Annotated in this window: 20 protein-coding genes; 9 read left to right on the top strand and 11 right to left on the bottom strand. The window is 65.1% G+C overall.

Features of this window, described 5'->3' with window-relative positions; genetic code table 11:
- Nucleotides 1–206 precede the first annotated feature (206 nt).
- The gene (locus V5738_RS08105; RefSeq protein ID WP_423823910.1) at nucleotides 207–878 is read left to right on the top strand and encodes a Bax inhibitor-1/YccA family protein; all 672 of its coding nucleotides are present in this window, start codon (nucleotides 207–209) and stop codon (nucleotides 876–878) included.
- An 85-nt stretch (nucleotides 879–963) separates the two neighbouring features.
- On the opposite strand, the gene V5738_RS08100 is transcribed toward V5738_RS08105, so the two are convergent.
- The 8 genes from V5738_RS08100 to V5738_RS08065 form a co-directional block, all read right to left on the bottom strand.
- Entirely contained in the window at nucleotides 964–1422 is a 459-nt protein-coding gene (locus V5738_RS08100) for a phosphotransferase (protein ID WP_423823909.1), read from the bottom strand.
- A complete protein-coding gene (locus tag V5738_RS08095) occupies nucleotides 1419–2207 on the bottom strand; it encodes a beta-ketoacyl synthase chain length factor (protein WP_423823908.1) in 789 nt (262 codons plus the stop codon). The genes V5738_RS08100 and V5738_RS08095 overlap by 4 nt, the downstream gene beginning before the upstream one ends.
- Nucleotides 2204–3391 carry a beta-ketoacyl-[acyl-carrier-protein] synthase family protein gene (locus tag V5738_RS08090; protein WP_423823907.1) on the bottom strand — a complete coding sequence of 396 codons (1188 nt, stop codon included), beginning with the start codon at nucleotides 3389–3391 and terminating at the stop codon, nucleotides 2204–2206. The genes V5738_RS08095 and V5738_RS08090 overlap by 4 nt, the downstream gene beginning before the upstream one ends.
- Nucleotides 3392–3465: 74 nt before the next feature.
- Nucleotides 3466–4359, bottom strand: a complete 894-nt coding sequence (locus V5738_RS08085; protein WP_423823906.1) for a lipid A biosynthesis acyltransferase — start codon at nucleotides 4357–4359, stop codon at nucleotides 3466–3468.
- Nucleotides 4352–4654: a hypothetical protein gene (locus tag V5738_RS08080; RefSeq protein ID WP_423823905.1), complete on the bottom strand. Its 303-nt coding sequence runs from the start codon at nucleotides 4652–4654 to the stop codon at nucleotides 4352–4354. Before V5738_RS08080 ends, V5738_RS08085 begins: the two co-directional genes overlap by 8 nt.
- A complete protein-coding gene (locus tag V5738_RS08075) occupies nucleotides 4651–5967 on the bottom strand; it encodes an AMP-binding protein (protein ID WP_423823904.1) in 1317 nt (438 codons plus the stop codon). Before V5738_RS08075 ends, V5738_RS08080 begins: the two co-directional genes overlap by 4 nt.
- Nucleotides 5960–6583, bottom strand: coding sequence for a ketosynthase (locus V5738_RS08070; protein ID WP_423823903.1), 624 nt, complete (start codon nucleotides 6581–6583; stop codon nucleotides 5960–5962). Before V5738_RS08070 ends, V5738_RS08075 begins: the two co-directional genes overlap by 8 nt.
- Nucleotides 6584–6736: 153 nt before the next feature.
- Nucleotides 6737–7018, bottom strand: coding sequence for a phosphopantetheine-binding protein (locus V5738_RS08065; protein ID WP_423823902.1), 282 nt, complete (start codon nucleotides 7016–7018; stop codon nucleotides 6737–6739).
- Between the two features lie 406 nt (nucleotides 7019–7424).
- Between V5738_RS08065 and V5738_RS08060 the strand changes: the two genes are divergently transcribed.
- The 7 genes from V5738_RS08060 to V5738_RS08030 all read left to right on the top strand — a co-directional run bounded on the left by V5738_RS08060 (nucleotide 7425) and on the right by V5738_RS08030 (nucleotide 14559).
- Nucleotides 7425–7856 carry an acyl-CoA thioesterase gene (locus V5738_RS08060; protein WP_423823901.1) on the top strand — a complete coding sequence of 144 codons (432 nt, stop codon included), beginning with the start codon at nucleotides 7425–7427 and terminating at the stop codon, nucleotides 7854–7856.
- Nucleotides 7857–7894: 38 nt separating this feature from the next.
- Nucleotides 7895–8506 carry an outer membrane lipoprotein carrier protein LolA gene (locus tag V5738_RS08055; protein WP_423823900.1) on the top strand — a complete coding sequence of 204 codons (612 nt, stop codon included), beginning with the start codon at nucleotides 7895–7897 and terminating at the stop codon, nucleotides 8504–8506.
- Nucleotides 8503–10893 (top strand): MMPL family transporter, encoded by a 2391-nt coding sequence (locus V5738_RS08050; protein ID WP_423823899.1) that lies wholly within the window; start codon nucleotides 8503–8505, stop codon nucleotides 10891–10893. The genes V5738_RS08055 and V5738_RS08050 overlap by 4 nt, the downstream gene beginning before the upstream one ends.
- A complete protein-coding gene (locus tag V5738_RS08045) occupies nucleotides 10890–12122 on the top strand; it encodes an NAD(P)/FAD-dependent oxidoreductase (protein ID WP_423823898.1) in 1233 nt (410 codons plus the stop codon). The genes V5738_RS08050 and V5738_RS08045 overlap by 4 nt, the downstream gene beginning before the upstream one ends.
- Nucleotides 12119–12682, top strand: a complete 564-nt coding sequence (locus V5738_RS08040; RefSeq protein ID WP_423823897.1) for a DUF3261 domain-containing protein — start codon at nucleotides 12119–12121, stop codon at nucleotides 12680–12682. Before V5738_RS08045 ends, V5738_RS08040 begins: the two co-directional genes overlap by 4 nt.
- Nucleotides 12683–13108: 426 nt before the next feature.
- On the top strand, nucleotides 13109–13834 hold the full coding sequence (fabG, locus tag V5738_RS08035; RefSeq protein WP_423823896.1) for a 3-oxoacyl-ACP reductase FabG: 726 nt from the start codon (nucleotides 13109–13111) through the stop codon (nucleotides 13832–13834).
- 11 nt (nucleotides 13835–13845) lie between these two features.
- Entirely contained in the window at nucleotides 13846–14559 is a 714-nt protein-coding gene (locus tag V5738_RS08030; RefSeq protein ID WP_423823895.1) for a 4'-phosphopantetheinyl transferase family protein, read from the top strand.
- Between the two features lie 10 nt (nucleotides 14560–14569).
- Here the strand turns inward: V5738_RS08030 and cysG are convergent, their stop codons facing one another.
- Both cysG and V5738_RS08020 read right to left on the bottom strand, forming a co-directional pair.
- A complete protein-coding gene (cysG, locus tag V5738_RS08025; protein ID WP_423824153.1) occupies nucleotides 14570–15997 on the bottom strand; it encodes a siroheme synthase CysG in 1428 nt (475 codons plus the stop codon).
- A 57-nt stretch (nucleotides 15998–16054) separates the two neighbouring features.
- Entirely contained in the window at nucleotides 16055–16852 is a 798-nt protein-coding gene (locus V5738_RS08020) for a sulfite exporter TauE/SafE family protein (protein WP_423823894.1), read from the bottom strand.
- A gap of 145 nt (nucleotides 16853–16997) precedes the next feature.
- Here V5738_RS08020 and cysB point away from each other — a divergent pair, with 145 nt between their 5' ends.
- Nucleotides 16998–17978 (top strand): HTH-type transcriptional regulator CysB, encoded by a 981-nt coding sequence (gene cysB, locus V5738_RS08015; RefSeq protein ID WP_423823893.1) that lies wholly within the window; start codon nucleotides 16998–17000, stop codon nucleotides 17976–17978.
- Here cysB and serS read toward each other — a convergent pair whose 3' ends face one another.
- A complete protein-coding gene (gene serS / locus V5738_RS08010; protein WP_423823892.1) occupies nucleotides 17979–19262 on the bottom strand; it encodes a serine--tRNA ligase in 1284 nt (427 codons plus the stop codon).
- Nucleotides 19263–19597: the final 335 nt, after the last annotated feature.

Raw genomic sequence — 19597 nt, 5'->3', positions numbered from 1 at the left:
GCCCAAACATCACTCCCTAAGCCCAAGATCGGCGGCTTTAAGCAAAACTTTAGATTTTTAAATTGCAGCGACGCGTGCAACTTTTCCTGCTGCGGCCGGTCTGAATTTACGCAAGGCAAACAGGCCATTCGCTGCATCTCCCAACCAACGATTGCACGGATCAATGGGCGTGCTAGCCTTGCCGGAGACAACCAACGAGGTACCCGATGAACGTCGGACATTCGACTTATACCGCGCGTGCGCAGACTGCACTTGCCACCAACAGCGTCCTGCGCAACACCTACATGCTGCTTTCGGCGACGCTGCTGTTCTCGGCAGTGGTCGCTGGCACGACCGCGGCATTGCACCTGCCCCACCCCGGCATGATCATCACCCTGGTCGGTTATTTCGGCTTGCTGTTTCTGGTTCAGGGCACAGCCAACAGCGGCTGGGGGCTGTTGTCAGTCTTCGCACTGACCGGGTTCATGGGCTATACGCTCGGCCCGATCATCGACATGTATCTGCAGCAGTTCGCCAACGGCGCCCAGCTGGTCACCATGGCGATGGGCGGCACCGGCGCGATCTTCGTAGGGATGTCGGCGTTCGCGCTGATCTCCGGCAAGCGGTTCAACCAGTGGGCCGGCATGCTCATGGTCGGCATTCTCGTGGCCTTCGTGATGAGCCTGATTGCCGTCATCTTCTCGATCCCGGCGCTGTCGCTGGCGGTCTCGATGATGTTCGTACTGCTGATGAGCGGCCTGATCGTCTACCAGACTGGCGAAATCGTCCACGGCGGCGAGACCAACTATATCCTGGCGACCGTGACCCTGTTCGTCACTATCTACAACCTGTTCCTGAGTCTGCTGCAGCTGCTCGGGGTATTCGCCGGCGACGACTGATCGGCCGTAGCGGATATGCCAACTCGGCCCCGGCGATCGTGATCGCCGGGGCTTTTTTATGCCCGTTGGCTAGACCGTGCCCTGCCTAGCCGGACCGTGCGGACGCGCCAGAGGCAACCGTACGAATCGTCAGCCGTCCGCTGACCAGTACCCGCTGTCCGCCCAGCACCCGAAAGCGATAGATCGACCCGGCCGGATCGGCCATCAGGCGCTCGGCGTGTATATCGAGCGTGCCTGCGGCCGCGATCTCGGCCGGCGCGGCTGCCAGCTCGATGCTGCGAAGCGCGACCAGACGACCTTCAGCCGCTGGCGCCCCGGCCTGTCTCTCGGCGCGGGCCAACAGCGTACCGTGGGCCGCGGTGGCCTGCGCGGCGTATTCGATCAGCGCAGTCGCGGGCACGCCCTCGGCACCGGCCAGCGGATGCTCGGCAGCCGCGTCGATACCGGCCCGACAATGAATCCGATCCGCCGACCAGGCGATAACCTCGTCCAGCAGACACATGGCCCCAGCGTGCGGTACGAGCCCGGCGATGTCGTAGCTCACAACGGCGTCACCGGAACCTGGCAACGCCCTTGTTCCGACTCGATCACCGGCGTGCTGGGCACTGCCTCGGCCAAAGCCGCGAACAGCGGCAGGCTGCGGGCACCAGCGTTCGCAACCCGCAGTGATTCGAGCGCTGGGATCGACACCGGCGTGGGCACGCAGTGGCTGGGCTCGGGCCGGCCGATCCGGGCGAGCGCGCCCGTAGCGTCACTATCCAGCAGCCAGGCCATGGCGAACGTGGCGCCAATATCGCGGCGCGCCTCGGCCAGCATGCCGTGGCCGTCCATGTCATAGCATACCAACAGCACCGGCGCCCGATGGGCCAGCAACAGCCCCCAGCTTTCCTGTAGCGCAACGGTGAATCCGCCGGGCCCGGCCGACAGGCTGGTCATCGGCTCACGGGAGCCGGTGGCAATACTCCAGTAGCCAGCGGGCGCGTTATGCACCGAATTATGAAAACGGGTCGGCGATATCGCCCGCTCCGGCGCATTGACCGCCGAGCACAGCTGATCGGCGATATCGATATCGCCGGCCGAGGACGAAAACACAGCCGCGAACTGCGAGGCATCGCGTTCGGCCACGGCCTGCTCGGCCACTCGAAAAGCCAGATGCACCGCCGCCCCGGCCCGCCGCGATTCGTTGCGCGGCAGCCGCCGGGTACGAAACGGCGTCAACGGCTCGCCGGTATAACACGCTTGTCCCTGGAGCACAGCACGCGCAGTTGGCCAGTCTTCGAGCCCCGGCGCCGCAATGCCGAGACCATGCAGATAAACCGAGTTCGTCATAGCGCTGCTCCCGAGGCCAGCAGCAGGCTGCAGTTGCTGCCGCCGAAGCCAAAGGTATTGCTCAGCACATGTCGCACGCTACCAGGCATCGGCTCGAGCAACAGCCGCGATTCCAGGGCCGCATCGACTTGCCGGGTATTCTGCGTGCCCGGCCGATCATCATGGGCCAGCGCCAGGCAGCTGATCACGGCTTCCACAATACCGGCCGCTCCGAGGGTATGGCCGGTCGCGCCCTTGGTCGACGACACCGGCACTGAATCGCCAAACAGCGTCATAATGGCTCGATCTTCAGCCCGGTCGTTGGCCGGAGTCGCCGTACCGTGCAGATTGACGTAGTCCACAGCCTGCGGCGCCAGGCCGGCCTCGTCCAAGGCCCGCTGCATGGCGACGCACGCGCCTTGGCCATCGGGCTCTGGAGCCGCCATGTGATAGGCATCGCCGGACTCGCCGATCCCGACGACCCGCGGCCCGGCATCGCCCTGCTCGGCCGGCGTGACGATAGCAAACCCGCCGGCCTCACCGATCGATATGCCGCTGCGGTGCGCATCCCAGGGCCGACACGGCTCGGCCGAGGTCAGCTGGAGCGAGGCAAAACCGTACAGCGTGGTCAAACACAGACTGTCGACCCCGCCGACCACGGCGGCATCGCAAAACCCGGACTCGATCGAACGGGCCGCGGATGCAAATACCTTGGCGCTCGATGAACAGGCCGTGGACACGGTCAGCGCCGGGCCCGCCAGGCCGAGACGGGCGCGAACATAGCCGCAGAGCGCGAAATAATCGTGGGTATGCTCGAAGGAAAACCACGCCGGCAGCCGGTCGCCGACGAGTTCGCGGTAGGCCTGCTCGGTGGTGCCAATTCCCGACGTGCTGGTCCCGAGAAACAGCCCGATCCGCTCGGGCGCGTGCTGCTGCTTGAGCGTTTCCACGGCATCCAGAAACCCATCCTGGCGCAGAGTCAACTCGGCGAGCTGGTTGTTGCGACACTGCCAGTCGGCCAGCGTCGGCGGCAGTTCGAGGTGCTCGCAGCCCGGCACTCGGCCGATCCAGGTCGCCAGCTCGGCCTGATCGACATTGCAGGGCGTCAGCCCGCTGCGCTGCGCGCTCAGGCCCTGCCACAGGGCCTCGCGGCCGGCACCGAGCGCCGTGGTCGCGGTATAGGCCTGGATGGTCAACGCCTTCATCGCCTAGCCTCGCCGCGAGGCCGGCGCGCGGGGGATCGCAGGGGATTGCTGTCGCTCGGGCGGATCACTCGGTTTCAATGCCAGAACTGATAGAAGTTGAACCAATTGTACGGCGCTTTGTGGACGTGCTCAGCCAATCGATCGGCGTAGCCCTGGGCACAGGCGTTCGCGCGGGTCATGCGTTCTTTGCGCGGCAGCGTCAAGCCGGGGCTGAACTGCTCGCAGTAAAGATCGTAGCGATCGCCGCCCCGATACAGGCCGAAGGCCAGAAACACCGGGGCCCCAAGTATGCCTGCCAACAGCCAGGGCGCGGTCGGAAACGGGGCCGAGCCGCCGAGGAAATCGCAGTCGGCAGTGCGCTCGCCGGCATAGTGGCGATCGGCCATCACGCCAACCAGCTCACCGCGATCGAGCGCGGCCTTGACCTTGAGCACACGATCGACATCCGAGTTGGAAGTATCGATGACACGCTCGGCGAAGTTGGGTGCGAAGTGCTGTAGCACCGCGTTGACCTTGGCCCCGGCCGACCAGTTCATCAGAATGCGCACCGTCAGATCGTCGCGATGCCCGCCCAGGGCTCGCAGTGCTTCGAAACTGCCCAGATGCGAGACCATCACGATCGCGCCCTGGCCCCGCTCGATACAGTCGCGGAATGCGTCTACACCGTGGGGCTGGACCGACAGACCGGTACTGCCACCGCGTAGCAGATACATCCGATCCAGAAACACCACCGCGAAGGTATACATATGCCAATAGACATCGCGCCAGCGTGGCTTGCGATCGAGTACCCGGCGCAGATAAGCCTGCGACGCCCGACGACTGTCCCCGGCCGTGAACAGATAATAAAGCGTACCCGGATGCAAAAGCAGACGGGCCGCACGCCGGCCCAGACGCAGTGCGATCCAGGCCATCATCTGCAATAACAGCCGATGACTGCGCTCGCGGCGAACCGTCCATACCTCAGCCATCGTCGCTCGGGCTCCATTCGATGCTGCCGTGGGCGATCTCCCCGTCAGGCCCCATGCAGCCGAACCGCAGCCGGCGCTCTCCGTCAGGCTCCAACGTAATACCACAGGCCTGCTCCGGTTCGAGCCCAGCCACGAACTTGCAACGCAGAATACGCGTCACCCGGCCGCCATATGCACGCGCTACAGCGCGCCCGACGTGCTCTAAAATCACTACGCCTGGGACGATCGGCGCACCGGGGAAATGCCCGTCCAGGCAGGCATGCCCTGCCTCGATCGTGAACCGATACGCCGTCATGTCCGGGCCTTGGCGGTCTGGCGCGCCCGGCCCCAGGCGCTCGCCAGATCGGCCCGGGTTATTTTCCCCGTGGCATTGCGCGGCAATTCGGCCACTTTGAGCAACGGCCGCGGCACGAATACCGGATCCACGCGCCGGGCCAGCGCGGCGCCGAGCTCGCGGGTCGAGCGTGTTGGGGCGACGACCAGCGCGACCGGGCGCTCGGCAGTCGCCGACTCAGGCGAGGCGAATACCGCGGCATCTTGCACCCCGTCGATCGCCAACAGTTGGGCAGTCAACTCGGCCAACGACATCCGCTTGCCGGCGACCTTGATCAGGTCACGAGCCCGCCCGAGCAGCCTGAAATGATCGGCATCCACGGCCTGCAGGGCATCATCTAGGGTGACGGGCTCCGGCAGCTGGCCGCCGCGAACCGTGGCCTTAGCGCCCACCTCGAGCGTCAAACCGTCGTAGAGACGCCAATTTCTGGTATGTGCGGTCTCCCGGCTGGCTATGCTGCCGGTCTCGCTGCTGCCATAGATTTCATGTACTTCGGTGGCCCAAACCTGTTCGGCGGCGGCCGCCAACTCAGCCGACAAAGGCGCCGTCGCCGAGATGATGCGATCCATGGACGGCAGCGCGACGCCAGACTCGAAACAGGCCTTGAGTTGCAGCGGTGTCGTGAACAACACCCTCGGCTCGGGCAGTCGAGCCAACGCGTCGGCGATCTGCCACGGCATCGAGGGCCGGGCGTTATCGGCCGCGAAACCGGCATGCAGGGCCAGCAGTACTGAGTTTTCCAGGCCATACATATGCTGCGGCGGGACACTGGCCACGATATTCATGCCCTCGGCATGCGTAAAAAACCGCTGGCGCAATAGCGCACTGCCGCGTGCCAGATCGCCCCAGCGCTTGATTTGCGGATTCGGCTGGCCGGTGCTGCCCGAGGTGAATACGACGGCTACCGCACGATTTTCCGGTACGTTCAACGCCTCGTCCTTGGCTGCGCCTCGTTCGCTCAGCCGTCGATCGACCCAGGCGTCATCGATTGCCTCGGCTTTCGGATAGTCGCTACGAATACGCGCCAGCGTTTCGACATGGCGGGTCTGGGGCAACAAATTGAGTGCGCCGGCCTGGCAGCCCGCCGCGAACAGCACGGTAAACAGATAGCGATCGTTGCAGAGATTGAAAAACGCCGATTGCCCGGTCAATGCCCGAGCCAGGCTTTGTATATCGGCCAGCGCTGTCGCGCTTTGCACGGGTTGGCCGGCCCGCCAGGCGAACACGCGCTCCGGCTGGTAATCGGCGATCAGCGGCGAGCTCATATCAGCCATGCAGTATGCGTCGGTAGTCGATCCGGCCCAGCGCCGCCAGATAAGCGCGCCAGCCCAGATGTTCGTATTCACCGATCCGCCACTGGCGCCAGAACCATTCCAGCACGAACAGCCCGGCCATGAGCAGAAAATTCACGCCGTTGGCGAACAGCGACCACAACGCCGGCGGTGCGAACAGAGCCAGCAGTAGGTCGGCCCCGGCCATGGCTAGCATGACGCCGAACCAGAATACGGTGACCGCCCGCGTGTAGCGCGCGACCGGCGCCGGTAACGGGCCACGGATCGCCGTCGCCAGCCGAGAGATCAGTGGCGTGCGCCCAGCCCGCAGTGTATGCCCGAACAGCCAGGCCAAAGCCAGACAGATCAATATCGGCGTGGCATAGAAAAACGCTCGCGCGCCGATGGAATCAGCCAGTATCGCCGCGGCACTCATCGCGACCGGTACGCCGATCCAGGCCCACAGCCGTCGCTGGGCCAGCCACGGCGCCGCGACGTTCAGTATGAGCACGCTCAGGGCAGCGAATCGTAGACCGGATGATTCCGTGACGACCGCAGCATGCACGAGAACGGGATATAACAACGGCACGCAGGCCGTCAGCAGGCTTACAAGCCGCATGGGCGCCGTTGATAATTCCACCGGAGGCGTCCAGCCGCTCGCTGGATGGACTTGAAGTCGCACTGCCCCATCCGGGCGCGCGGGCCATCCACGCGGGCCGGCCTTCGGTCTAGGCTCGGTGCTGGGCTGGCGCAATACATGTCTCGAGACCACTCAGGCAGCAGCACGCTCGCGCTCGATATAGGCCGATAAAGACCGCAGCGTCGCAAAAATCCGGGTATTGGCCTCGTCGTCGGCACGCAGTTCAATGCCATAGGCCTGGTTCACCGCCAGCGCGATTTCCAGCGCATCGATCGAATCCAGCCCCAGGCTGTCCGATTCGGGGCCAAACAAGGCCGCAGTTGGCTCGATCTCCGCGGCAGCGACATCCTCGAGATCAAGGGCCGACACCAGTAGCTGTGCAACGTCGCGTTCCAGATCGCTTTGCTCAGTCATAAATTCACTCATTTTTTTACCCCCCTGTGCCTATCCGACACGACATATCGCGCCGCATCGTGGCCTACTACTCCCGAGCGGCATGCGCTGGAATACCGCAGGCCGCCGCGCCCCCAAACGATGCGTTTCGCCTGTCGATCGATGCCGCTCGCCACAATCAGCCTGCCTATTGTCCACGAACTCGGGTTTCGAATCATCCCGCGAACGGCCTTCTCGTGCCGGCTAAGCTGCTGTCGGTAACGTGCTTTCGCCGCTGTCCCAGGTATCGACATCGTCATTGTCCACGTCCATTATCCGCTTCACGACTTACCGCCCCGGCCGCGCCTGCATCGGTGCCGAAAGGGGTGGCCTAAATGCGCGCCGGCCTTCGGGGCTGGCGGCCATACTCGTTCATTCGGCCTGAATCGTGATCGAACACCGCACCCAAATCGAATTCCAAGTGCCGTTTTTCGATGTCGATTCGATGCAGATCGCCTGGCACGGCCACTACGCCAAATATTTCGAACTGGCGCGCTGCCAGCTTCTCGATGAACTCGGTCATGACTACGACGCCATGGCCGCCTCCGGATTCTCCTGGCCGATCGTCGATCTACGTATTCGCTACATGCGCTCGCTACGCTTCAAGCAATGGGTCGCCGTGACCGCCACGCTCAAACGCTGGGATGCACAGCTGCGCATCGCCTATCGCGTACGCGATGCCGAGGCCGGTACCAGCCTGGCCCGCGGCAGCACGCTGCAAGTGCCGGTCGAACTCGAGTCTGGCGCGCGCTATGCCGATACGCCCCTGGCCGTGCAACAAGCCTTGGCGCGTTTTGCTGAAGGCTCGGAAAACCAATGATTAAGCTTCAATCATGTCTGGGTCGACGATGCGCTGCAGTGCTGATTCTGTGGTCGGTCTCGGCGTCGATTCCGATCGCCGTCGCAGAACCGGCGGCTAGCCTGCCCTCGCTCGGCAGCCAGGCCGACAGCCAGGTACTGCGTGGGCGCTTCGTCCAGCACAAGCACCTGGCCGATCTCGATCAGGCCCTGGTCTCGCGTGGCCACTATACGGTGGCCCAGAACCGTGGTCTGCTCTGGCAGGTCGAACAGCCGGTCCGCAGCACGCTGCTGATCACCCCCGACGCGCTGACCGAGCACAGCCAGGGCCAGCAGACCGCCCATATCAGCGCCGATCAGCAACCCGCACTCAGTGCCGTGGCCTCGGTGTTGTTAGCGGTATTTCGCGGCAATACCGAACAGCTCTCGCGCTATTTCGATATCCAGCCGTCGAGACAGGCGGACGACGCCGGCCATACGCTGGTGCTGACGCCGAAAACCGAAGCGGTCAAAAACTTCATCGCCGGCCTGAAATTGACCGATGACGAGCACGGCATTCGCCGTATCCGTATCGACCAGGCCGGCGGCGACTATAGCGTGATCGACCTGGCGCCAAGCCTGGGGGGCTCGGCCGAACTGACGCCCGACGAGCGGCGCGCGTTTTCGCGTTGAGAGCGCGCGCGCTGATCTGGCTGGCCAGCGTCCTGGCGCTGGTCGCTGTTCTGGCAACTCTGGCCGCGACCGGCCGGCTGACCGTGCGCACCGACATGATGGCCCTGTTGCCGGCCCCGCAGCACGATGCCCTGGTCAATGCCGCTATGGATCGAATGTCTGGTTTTGGCCAGAAGCGGGTCACGATCCTGGTGTCGGGCGATAGCCCGGCCCATCGCCGCCAGGCGGTCGACGCCATGGCGCGTGTATTGTCGTCCAGCCCGGCCTTCGAACAGATCGTCGCTCGGGCCGACCAGGCGCTGAGCCAAAGCCAGCGCGAGCAGCTGGACGAGCTGTATTTCCAGCACCGTTTTCATCTGCTGGCCCCGACCGATGCTGCCGCCCTGGCTCGGCTGGCGGGCGCCGCGGCCGACAGCCCAACCGCGAACGAGGCCCGCGAACATTTCGTCAATCGCGCCCGCAGCCAGCTCTACGGCCTGGGCGTGGGTGGCGGGCGCTTCGTCGACGACCCGTTCGGCCTGGCCAGCGCCTATCAACGCGCGGCCCTGCCTAATCCAGCGCCTAATCTGCGTATCGCGGGCGACGGCTATTTTCACGTGGCCGGCCATAACGGCCGCCACTTCGATGTGCTGTTCGCCGAAACACGTGACAACCCGTTCTCACTGGCCAGTCAGCGCCAGGCCAGCCAAGCCCTGGCCCAGGCCCGTCAGGCCGCCTATGCCGCTGCCCCCGAGGCCGAACTGATGATGTCCGGCGTGGTCCGCCATGCCGCAGCCGCAGCCCAACGCGCCCGTTTCGAGATGTCGGTGGTCGGCACCGGCTCGCTGATCGGTATCGTCGTGCTCATGCTCTGGGCGTTCGGCGGCATTCGCCCGTTCGTACTGAGCCTGGCGGCGGTCGGCGGCGGCATCGTGCTGGCCATGCTGGTCACCGAACTGGTGTTCGGCCAGATCCATATGCTCACGCTGGTGTTCGGCGCCAGCCTTTGTGGCGTCGCGATCGATTACTGCCTGCATTTCTGTGCCCAGCGCCTGGCTACGCCGGATCCAGCCACAGCCCTGGCCCAGGTCCGCCGGCCGGTGACCTTGGGCCTGATCACGAGCGTGATCGGCTATGGCGGCATGGTGGTCGCGCCTTTTCCGGCGCTGCGCCAGATCGCGGTATTCACGGCCACCGGCCTGATTGGCGGCTGGCTGGGCATGATGTTGTTGCTGCCCGGCGCCAGCGGCACGGCGCCGCGGCCCGGGCGGGCGCTGAAGCTGGCCGGGCTGTGGCGCAGTCACGGCCCGGCCCGGTTGGCGATCGGCCGCGAACGAGCTTTAATCGCCACACTTTCGGCACTGGCCGTAGGGCTGGGCGCGTTCGCGCTCTGGCAACTCGCCCCGCGCGACAGCGTGCGCGTGCTTTACAACCCGCCGCCGCAGCTGCTCAAGACCGATCGCACCGTCGCCGACCTGCTCGGTAGCAGCCTGTCGACCCGGGCGATCGTCGTCCACGGGGCCAATCCGGCCGAGGTGCTGGGCACCGAGTCCGCGCTGGTCGATCGGCTCACCCAGGGCTCGGCGCCGGCCGCCTCGGTGCGCGCGATCACCGAGGCTTATCCGCCGGTCGCCGCCCAGAAACAAAACTACGCTCGTCTGGCACAGACGCTGTACGCCGCGAACGGTCCAGCCGTTGAGCTGCTCCGCCAGGCTGGCTTCGATGAACGACGTATCAAGGCCGCGCGCCAGGCGTTCGTCGATGCCAAGGGCCATGCCCTGGCGCTCGCCGACTGGCTGGCCAGCCCGGCCAGCCTCGGGCTGCGTGATCTCTGGCTCGGCCGGGTCGATGGCGTCAAAGCTACGCTCATCCGGCTCGATAGCGTGGCCGATCCGAGGCGCCTGAAACAGATCGTCGGCGATTATCCGAACGCACAATACATCGACAGCGTCGCTCGTATCTCCGGCTTGCTGGCCCACTACCGCCAACTCGCGACCTGGCTGCTGGGCCTGACCTATGTACTGGCCTGGCTGGTCTTATGGCGTGCTTTCGGCGCCCGCGGCGCGCTGGCGCTGCTGCTGCCACCGGCGCTGGCCAGCGCCGCCGTACTGGCGATCTTCGCAGCCACCGGGGCCACCTTCGCCCTGTTCAATCTGGTGGCGCTGATCCTGCTGCTCGGCCTGGGCGCGGACTACGGCATCTTTTTGCGTACTGCGCCGGCCGAGCATGCACCAGCCATGCTTGCCGTGGGCCTATCGGTGGCGACTACGCTACTGGCTTTCGGCCTGCTCGGCCTGAGCCATACCCCGGCGCTGCACGAATTCGGCATCACCCTGGCACTGGGCCTGACGCTGACGTTCCTGCTAGCGTCTCTACTCGGCCGCGCACCGCCAGAGCGTCATCCATGAATACCGAACAGACCGATATCGCCATCATCGGCGCCGGCCCAGCTGGGGCCACCGCAGCTGCCGTGCTGGCCGATCGTGGCTGGCGGGTCAGCGTACTCGAGCGCAGCCACTTTCCACGCTTTGCGGTCGGCGAAAGCCTGCTGCCGCGCTGCATGGACGCACTGGCCGCAGCCGATATGCTGCATGCCGTCGACGAGGCCGGCTATCAGGTCAAACGCGGCGTGACCTTCACCGAAAACGACCGCGCCACGAGTTTCACCTTCGACGAGCAATACACCGCCGGCTGGGCCTGGACCTGGCAGGTGTTGCGTGCCGATTTCGATGATCGCCTGGCCCGCGAGGCCGAGCGCCGCGGCGCCACACTACGCTTCGGCCAGACCGTACGGTCGGTGGATTTTTCCAACCCCGGCCAACCCCGGCTGACCGTGCACAGCGACGCCGGCGACGAATATACGCTCAATGCACGTTTTGTCTGCGATGCCAGCGGCTTCGGGCGGGTGCTGCCGCGTTTGCTCGACCTCGACCGCAAAGGCGCTGCCCCTGCGCGGGCAGCGCTATTCACCCACGTCGCCGATCATATCGATGCGCCGGACTATCATCGCGACCGGATCGTGATCGGCATCCATCCCGAACAGCCCGAGGTCTGGTATTGGTTGATCGGCCTGGCCGACGGCCGCGCATCGGTCGGCGTGATCGGCCCGCCCGAATGGCTTCATGGTCTGCCCGGCGCGCCGGTCGACAGGCTGCGTGCCGCGATCGAACAGGAACCGAGGCTGGCCCGGCTTCTGCAGGGCGCCGAGTTCGACAGCCAAGTCGGCCAGACCGAGAACTACGCCTACGACATCACCACCCTGCATGGCCCGGACTATGCGCTGCTCGGCAATGCGGCCGGCTTCGTTGATCCGATCTTTTCCTCGGGCGTGACAATCGCCCTGGAATCGGCACTGCAGGCCGCAGCCCCGATCGATGCTCAGCTGCGCGGCGAAACGCCCGATTGGCAGGCCGACTTCGAAGCCCCGATCCGGGCCGGCCAGCGCGTATTCAACAGCTTCATCGCCGCCTGGTATCGGGGCACGCTCAAGCATGTGTTTTTCAACGACATGCCCGATCCGGACATCCGCCGGATGATCGGATCGATCCTGGCAGGCTATGTTTGGGACCGCGACAACCCTTATGTGGCCGTGCCCGAACGCCGGCTGGATACGCTATGTCGTGTCTGCGCACCATGACTACGGGTAGCCGCTGGTGCGCCCGGGTAGCACTGGCGCTGCTTATTACCCTGCTGGCCGGCTGTGCGCCCACACCGCTCATCCAGCCGCTGGGGCCGGCGGCCCTCGGCCAGTCGGTTGAAGCTCGCCAGCAGGTCACGGTGCGCTATCACGGCCGAACCCGCAGCGTACAGGTCGCGCTCAAGGTGCAACCCGATGATCTGCGGCTGATTGGCCTGTCGGCGATCGGCCAACGGCTGTTCACACTCGGCTGGAACGGCCAAAGCATCGAACGGCGCAGCGGTTTGGACGAGAGCTCCGATCTGCCCGCCGAGCGCATCCTGGCCGACCTGGAATTGTCTTACTGGCCGCTACCTGCGCTGCGCTCGGCGCTGGACGATACCGATCTATCGCTGGAAACCCTCGGCAGCACTCGGGCGCTATGGCGTGGCGATACGCTGCTATGGATCGCCTATCGCGGCCCCGGGGATCTCTGGAACAGCCGCCTGCGCGTCTATAATGCGCGGGCCGGCTATCGGCTCGATGTCGAGCCGCTGGCGTTCAACAGCGCCTCTGGCTAGGGCCTGCCGATGTGTAATGCGAGCGCTGCGCTGGAAGCCAGCCGGACAAGCGCCCATAAATTAACGACACGACGGCAAGCCAGCGTCGTAGCGCCTTCGCGTAGCGCGGCTACGCCACTGCGACGCCTTGCCTTGCCGCCCCGAGTCGATGTTCAGGGCGTGCTTGGCGCGGGCAGGCATGCGACTTCAACACGCCCTAGCGCCCATTGATATGTCGTACGAGCGTTGCGTCGCGCATGCCACGATCCAACTCGCAGCGCCGCAGGCGCCTATAGTGGATCGGCATGGGCCCCCTGTACGTCGAACACGCTTTGCAAGGCGCTCGGCCAAGACGCGGCGCCGCAGACTTGACCGGCTATGGATCGGTCTTATGCCCATCCAACCGACACGTCTTGAGACGCCACCACATCCGCTGACCTACGCCCTATGACCGATACCATTCTTGTTACCGGCGCCAGCCGTGGCATCGGCCGCGCCATCGCCCTGCGGCTGGCCCACGACGGCTTCGATATCGTCGTCCATTATCGACAGCGCCGCGAGGCTGCCGAAGAAGTCGCCACCCACATTCGCGAGGCCGGCCAGGCCGCTCGGCTGCTGTGTTTCGACAGCACCGACCGTTCGGCGACCCGGGCCGCGATCGAAGCCGATATCGCGGCCCACGGGGCTTATTACGGGCTGGTACTCAACGCCGGCATCGTACGCGACGCTGCCTTTCCCGCTCTGAGCGACGAGGCCTGGGATGCCGTGCTCGATACCAATCTGGACGGCTTCTATAACGTCGCCAAACCCTGTGTGATGCCGATGATCCAGCGGCGTGCGCCCGGGCGGATCGTGTCGCTCTCGTCGGTCGCGGGGCTGATGGGCAATCGCGGCCAGGTCAACTACAGCGCGGCCAAGGCCGGCATCATCGGCGCGACCAAGGCGCTGGCGCTGGAACTGGCCAAACGCCGAATCACCGTCAACTGCGTCGCGCCTGGTCTGATCGCGACCGATATGACCGACGATCTACCGGCCGACCAAGCCAAGTCGCTGGTCCCCCAGCAGCGCATGGGCCAGCCCGAGGAAGTCGCGGCGGCGGTGTCGTTTCTGTGCTCGGCCGATGCCAGCTATGTCACCCGACAGGTTATTTCGGTCAACGGCGGGCTGTGCTGAAGCTGGCGATCTTGGTCTGGAATGAGGAGACCGCCGCCGAGCAGCTGCAGGCCGGGCTGTCTGCGGCTGAGCGCGCGCGTTACCAACAGCTGACCAGTGCACCACGACAACGCCAGTACCTGGCCAGCCGCTGGCTGCTGCGCCATCAGCTGGCTACCGAGCTCGGTGCGTCGCCGACGGAGCTGGATATTGTCTACCCTGCCGGTCGACCGCCCTACAGCCGCGATACCTCGCTAAGCCTGGGCCTGGCCCATAGCGGGTCGGCCTGCCTTAGCTTGCTGGCCACCTCGACCCGGGCGGGCTGCGATATCGAATCCGTCCGCCCTCGCCGCTTTGCCCCAGAGCGCTTGGCCGAGCAGTATTTTCATGCCGACGAGGCCCGCGATCTGGCCGCCGCGCCCGACGCCGAGCGCCTGGCCGATTTTTATCGGCTATGGACGCTCAAAGAAGCCCATCTAAAAGCCCTCGGTCTCGGCCTTGCGGCCGGTTTGGACCGAGCGATTTTCAGCCTGCGCCCGCGTCTGGTCTGTCGGCAGGCATTGACCACTGAGCCTTGGCTGTACGGCGCTCTGGAGCTGCCACTCGGTACCGAGCACTGTGCGCTGGCCGTAGCCAGCGCGCCGGCCGCTGAAATTCGACTGGAGCGGTTCTACACGATGGGGGCGGATGCCCCCTGTCGGCAGCCCATCACTCGCCTATGGGAGACGGCGTCGATCGCCGCCTAGCCGGCACCGATCAATCTTCGCCGCTGGGCTGGAACCAACCGAGCTTGGCATGCAGCCGGACCACTTCGCCGACGATCAACAAGGCCGCGCCGGTCGACGTATCGGCGGCCACGCGTTCCGGCAGATCGGCCAGGGTGGCCGCGATCAGGCGCTGACGCGCGGTGGTACCGTCGATCACCATCGCTGCCGGCCAGTCGGCGGGCAGACCATGCTCGATTAGGCGCTGGCAGATGATCGCCAGATTCTTGCGGCCCATAAAGAACACCAGGGTCTGGCCCGGCTTGGCCAGCTCTGGCCAGGACAGTTTCAGCTCGCCGGCCTTGAGATGGCCGGTCACGAAAATCACCGATTGGGCATGGTCGCGGTGGGTCAGCGGGATGCCGGCATAGGCGGCACAGCCGTTGGCTGCAGTAATGCCCGGCACAATCTGAAACGGCAGACCGGCCTCGGCCAGTTCGGCAATCTCTTCGCCGCCGCGGCCGAACACGAACGGATCGCCGCCCTTGAGCCGCAGCACCCGCTTGCCGGCCTGGGCGAGTTCGACCATCAGGCTGTTGATATCGCCCTGGGGCAAGGTATGGCGCGCGGCGCGCTTGCCGACATGAATACGCTCGGCCTCGGGCGAGACCAGATCGAGAATCGCCGGCGAGATCAGGCTGTCGTGCAGCACCACATCGGCCCGCTGCATGAGCCGCAGCGCACGAAACGTCAGTAGATCTGGATCCCCTGGGCCGCTGCCGACCAGATAGACCTCGCCGGTACCCAGGCCCGTCTCGGGGTTTTCCTGTTCGAGCGCCGCCTGCAGTTCAGAGCGTGCCTGGGCCAGATGCCCGGCGAACACATGCTCGGCGACCGGGCCGTCGAATACGCGGCTCCAAAAGGCCGGCCGGGCACTGCGTGGCAGCCGCTGGCGGACCTGCCCGCGAAACTCTCCGGCCAAGGCCGCCAGATCGCCATAGGCCCGCGGGACTAGAGTTTCCAGATGCCCGCGCAGACGCCGCGTCAGGCTCGGGGCAGCAGCATCACTGGATACTGTGATCTGCAACGGGCCACGGTCGACCAGCGCCGGCACCAGAAAATCCGAGTCCTCGGCATCGTCGGCCCGCTGTACGGGCACACCCTGGGCCCGGGCCGCTGCCGCCAGCTCGGCGTTGACCTGTGGGTCGTCGGTCGCCGCAAAACATAGCGCAACACCGGCCACATCGGCCGGCTCGACCCGGCGGCACAGCCATTCGATGCCGCCCTGCACGAGGTCTTCGCGTAGACGATCATCGATTTCGGGGGCAATCACACGTACCTGTGCGCCTGCGTGACGCAGGCGAGCGATGCGCCGGGCTGCGACTCGCCCGCCGCCGGCTACCAGTACACACCGGCCGGCCAAACGCAGGGCAATCGGATAGGTCGCAGGCCGCTGAAAAGAGTCGTCGTTCACCGTCATGGCGTATTCAAGCGCCCGCCGAGGCCGATCGTCGGCCACGGCGGAGATCTTTTTCGGTCAGAACAGGGTTTTGAACAGCATACTGAGTGCAACCAGGATCAGCACGGTCGCAATCAGCGGCCGCAGCCAATGATCGGGCAGGCGCCAGCCGACGCGCGTGCCGATATAAATTCCCGGCAGCGAACCCAGCAGCAGCAGTCCTAGCACCCCCAGATCGCTGGTACCGAGGGTGAGATGGCCCAGCCCGGCGATCAAGGTCAGCGGCACGGCATGGGTGATATCGGTACCCACGATGCGCACCGCCCGCGTATTCGGATACAGCACCAGCAGCATGGTAGTGCCCAGCACGCCTGCCCCGACCGACGACAGGCTCACGAGAATGCCGAGCGCGACGCCGCCGATCACCGTGATCGTCGGCCGCCAGGCCAGCAGCTCGGCCTGGCTGCGTCCGGCAACGAACAGCATGCGGTGTTTGAGCCAGTTCACCAGCCGGTCGCGAACGAAGGTTAGCACCGCGGTCAAGATCATGGTGATCGCTAACGTCACCACCATCAGCTCCTGCACCCAGGGCTCCAACCCCACCATATGCAGCCAGGCGATGGTCAGGATCGCGGCCGGCAGGCTGCCTGCTGCCATCAGGCCGACCACAGGCCAGTCGACGGTCTGCTGGCGGCCATGCAGCCAAGTGCCAAAACCCTTGGTGCCCGCGGCGTACAACAGATCGGTACCAACCGCAGCCGACGGCGCAAAGCCGAACAGCAGAATCAGCAACGGGGTCATCAACGACCCGCCACCAACTCCAGTCAGACCGACCGCAGCACCGACGCCGAAGCCGGCCACGACAAAAGAGAGCATGCCAAACCATCCTTATCCGGCATCGCGCCGGCTCTGAGCGTTCGTCGCCGGAGGCGAGCGAGGGCGCAAGGCTATCAGCCGCTCTTAAACACTCAAAGTAATATATGATGATGCATTCATACCGATTTCGCATAAAGAAACGTTCATGAAGCTTCGCCAGCTCGAATATATCCACGAAGTCGCGCGGCAGAATCTCAACATTACGGCTGCGGCTCGTATGCTGCATACCTCGCAGCCGGGCGTGAGCAAGCAGATCCGGCTGCTCGAAGACGAACTCGGCGTACTCATCTTCGAGCGCAACGGCAAGCATCTCGATCGCATCACACCGGCCGGCGAACGCATTCTGACCACCACCCGGCGTATCCTCTCGGAGGTGGCCAATATCAACCGCACGGCCAGCGAGTTCGCCGATGCCGACCGGGGCTCGCTGCGGGTGGCCACGACCCATACCCAGGCCCGCTATGCGCTGCCGCCGACCATTGCCGGTTTTCGTAGCGCCTATCCGAAGGTTTCGCTGCATATCAATCAAGGCGCCCCGCCCCAGATCGCTGGCTGGGCGGCGGCCGGCGATGCCGATTTCGCGATCGCGACCGAAGCACTCGAACATTTCGACGAACTGATCATGCTCCCCTGCTATCACTGGAACCGTTGCGTCCTGGTGCCGGCCGATCATCCGCTCGCCGAAGTCGAATCATTGACCCTGGAAGCGCTGGCCGAACATCCGCTGGTGACCTATACCTTCGGCTTCACCGGGCGCTCGCAGCTCGATATGGCCTTTGCCGAGCACGAACTGACCCCGGATGTCGTACTCACCGCGGTCGATGCCGACGTGATCAAAACCTACGTCCGGCTCGGCCTGGGCATCGGCGTGATCGCCAACATGGCCTACGACCCCGAGGCCGACAGCGATCTGGTCAGCCTCGATGCCAGCCACCTGTTCCCGTCCAGCACCACCCATATCGGCTTTCGCCACAATCTGTTCCTGGCCGGCTATATGCGTCGTTTCATCCAGATGTTCGCCTCGCACCTGACCGAAGACGTCATCGAGCGTGCGGTCCAGTCCTATCCGGGGCCGAGCTTCGACGATCTGCGATCGGAACTCTGGTCCAAGCTGCCGACGCGTTAATCAGTCGGCAGCCGCCGCGATCGCCTCGATACCCCCCATATAGGGCTGTAGTGCCTTGGGGATCGCAACGCTGCCGTCGGCCTGCTGGTGGTTTTCCAGAATCGCGACCAGCGCCCGGCCAGCTGCCACGCCCGAGCCGTTCAGGGTATGCAGCAGCCGCGGCTTGCCGGTTTCGGGGTCGCGATAGCGTGCGCCCATGCGCCGGGCCTGGAAATCGCGGGTATTGCTGATCGACGAAATCTCGCGATAGGTCTGCTGGCTGGGCAGCCAGACCTCGATATCGTAAGTGCGCGCCGCAGCGAAACCGATATCTCCGCCGCATAGATCCACCACCCGATACGCCAGCTCCAGCCCCTGCAACACGCGCTCGGCGCTGGCCAGCATGGCCTCGTGGCAGGCATCCGATTCATCCGGCCGGGCGATATTGATCAGCTCGACCTTTTCGAACTGGTGCTGGCGAATCATGCCCCGTACATCGCGCCCGGCGGCGCCGGCCTCGGCTCGGAAGCAAGGCGTATGCGCGACATAGCGCAGCGGCAGCTGCTCGTCGGGCACGATCTCGTCGGCCACCAGATTCGTGACCGGCACCTCGGCGGTCGGGATCAGATAGTAGTCCTCCGGCTCAGTCAGCCGAAACAGATCCTCGCCGAACTTGGGCAGCTGGCCGGTGCCATACAGTGCTTTCGAATTCACGATATAGGGCACGTTGAGTTCGGTATAGCCGGTACCGACGTGTATATCCAGCATATAGGCGATCAACGCCCGGTGCAGACGCGCGACTCCGCCGCGCATGACCGTAAATCGGGCCCCGGTGATCTTGGCCCCGGCCGCGGCATCCAGGCCAGCCAGGCCCTCGCCGACTACGACATGGTCACGGACCTCGAAGGCAAAACTCCGCGGCTCGCCCCAGTGTCGGATCACGGCGTTATCGGTTTCGTCCTCGCCATCCGGCATGCCGTCGTCTGGTAGATTCGGCAATCCGGCCTGGATATCGGTCAGGCGGGTCTGTAGCGCTTCCAGTTCGGTCTTGGCCTCGTCGAGTTTGGCGCCGAGCCCGGCCACCGCTTCCTTGAGCGGCTCGATATCTTCGCCGGCAACCTTGGCCTTGCCGATCGCCTTGGACCGCTGATTGCGCTCGGCCTGCAGCTCCTCGGCCCGAGTCTGCAGTGCTTTACGCTGTTCTTCGAGGGCGCGGTAGGCCGCAGCATCGAATTCGAAGCCACGGCGCGCGAGCGCGCTCGCGACCGATTCGGGATCGTTGCGCAGCAGACGGGGATCGAGCATGACGAGTTGGTGATTCGAATGATCGCGCGCAGTATAGGGCCTGTCGCGGCTCGGTGCGACGCCGTAGCACCCCGGCGGCTGCCCACGCGGGTCTTTGCCCCGCCAGCCGCCGGCATGCAAGACAGCGAACAATCGCTGCGATTTTACGGCAGAATACGTGAGGATCGCGTCTTGTCGTATGCGCCGACAAGGCTACGATCGATCGCTTGAACAGCACGGCGTGTTCGATGCCGGTTGGCATTGACGACGCCGCCCAAGTTCAACAGGTTCCCGACCACGGCGGCCTCGATCCGCGCGCCCGAGTCGGATTTTATCGGTAACAAGGCAGCCGGGCT

The organism is Salinisphaera sp. SPP-AMP-43 (assembly GCF_049568105.1).
In the GTDB taxonomy this organism is placed as follows: Bacteria; Pseudomonadota; Gammaproteobacteria; order Nevskiales; family Salinisphaeraceae; genus Salinisphaera.
This window is presented reverse-complemented; position numbering and strand designations above follow the sequence as displayed.

Excerpts from the sequence above, each read along its gene's own strand:
- cysB (WP_423823893.1), top strand. The coding sequence starts at position 16,998 with ATGAAGCTTCGCCAGCTCGAATATATCCACGAAGTCGCGCGGCAGAAT.
- serS (WP_423823892.1), bottom strand. The coding sequence starts at position 19,262 with ATGCTCGATCCCCGTCTGCTGCGCAACGATCCCGAATCGGTCGCGAGC.
- V5738_RS08095 (WP_423823908.1), bottom strand. The coding sequence starts at position 2,207 with ATGACGAACTCGGTTTATCTGCATGGTCTCGGCATTGCGGCGCCGGGG.
- V5738_RS08040 (WP_423823897.1), top strand. The coding sequence starts at position 12,119 with ATGACTACGGGTAGCCGCTGGTGCGCCCGGGTAGCACTGGCGCTGCTT.
- V5738_RS08080 (WP_423823905.1), bottom strand. The coding sequence starts at position 4,654 with ATGACGGCGTATCGGTTCACGATCGAGGCAGGGCATGCCTGCCTGGAC.
- V5738_RS08065 (WP_423823902.1), bottom strand. The coding sequence starts at position 7,018 with ATGACTGAGCAAAGCGATCTGGAACGCGACGTTGCACAGCTACTGGTG.
- V5738_RS08090 (WP_423823907.1), bottom strand. The coding sequence starts at position 3,391 with ATGAAGGCGTTGACCATCCAGGCCTATACCGCGACCACGGCGCTCGGT.
- V5738_RS08075 (WP_423823904.1), bottom strand. The coding sequence starts at position 5,967 with ATGGCTGATATGAGCTCGCCGCTGATCGCCGATTACCAGCCGGAGCGC.
- fabG (WP_423823896.1), top strand. The coding sequence starts at position 13,109 with ATGACCGATACCATTCTTGTTACCGGCGCCAGCCGTGGCATCGGCCGC.
- cysG (WP_423824153.1), bottom strand. The coding sequence starts at position 15,997 with ATGACGGTGAACGACGACTCTTTTCAGCGGCCTGCGACCTATCCGATT.
- V5738_RS08020 (WP_423823894.1), bottom strand. The coding sequence starts at position 16,852 with ATGCTCTCTTTTGTCGTGGCCGGCTTCGGCGTCGGTGCTGCGGTCGGT.
- V5738_RS08085 (WP_423823906.1), bottom strand. The coding sequence starts at position 4,359 with ATGGCTGAGGTATGGACGGTTCGCCGCGAGCGCAGTCATCGGCTGTTA.
- V5738_RS08045 (WP_423823898.1), top strand. The coding sequence starts at position 10,890 with ATGAATACCGAACAGACCGATATCGCCATCATCGGCGCCGGCCCAGCT.
- V5738_RS08105 (WP_423823910.1), top strand. The coding sequence starts at position 207 with ATGAACGTCGGACATTCGACTTATACCGCGCGTGCGCAGACTGCACTT.
- V5738_RS08070 (WP_423823903.1), bottom strand. The coding sequence starts at position 6,583 with ATGCGGCTTGTAAGCCTGCTGACGGCCTGCGTGCCGTTGTTATATCCC.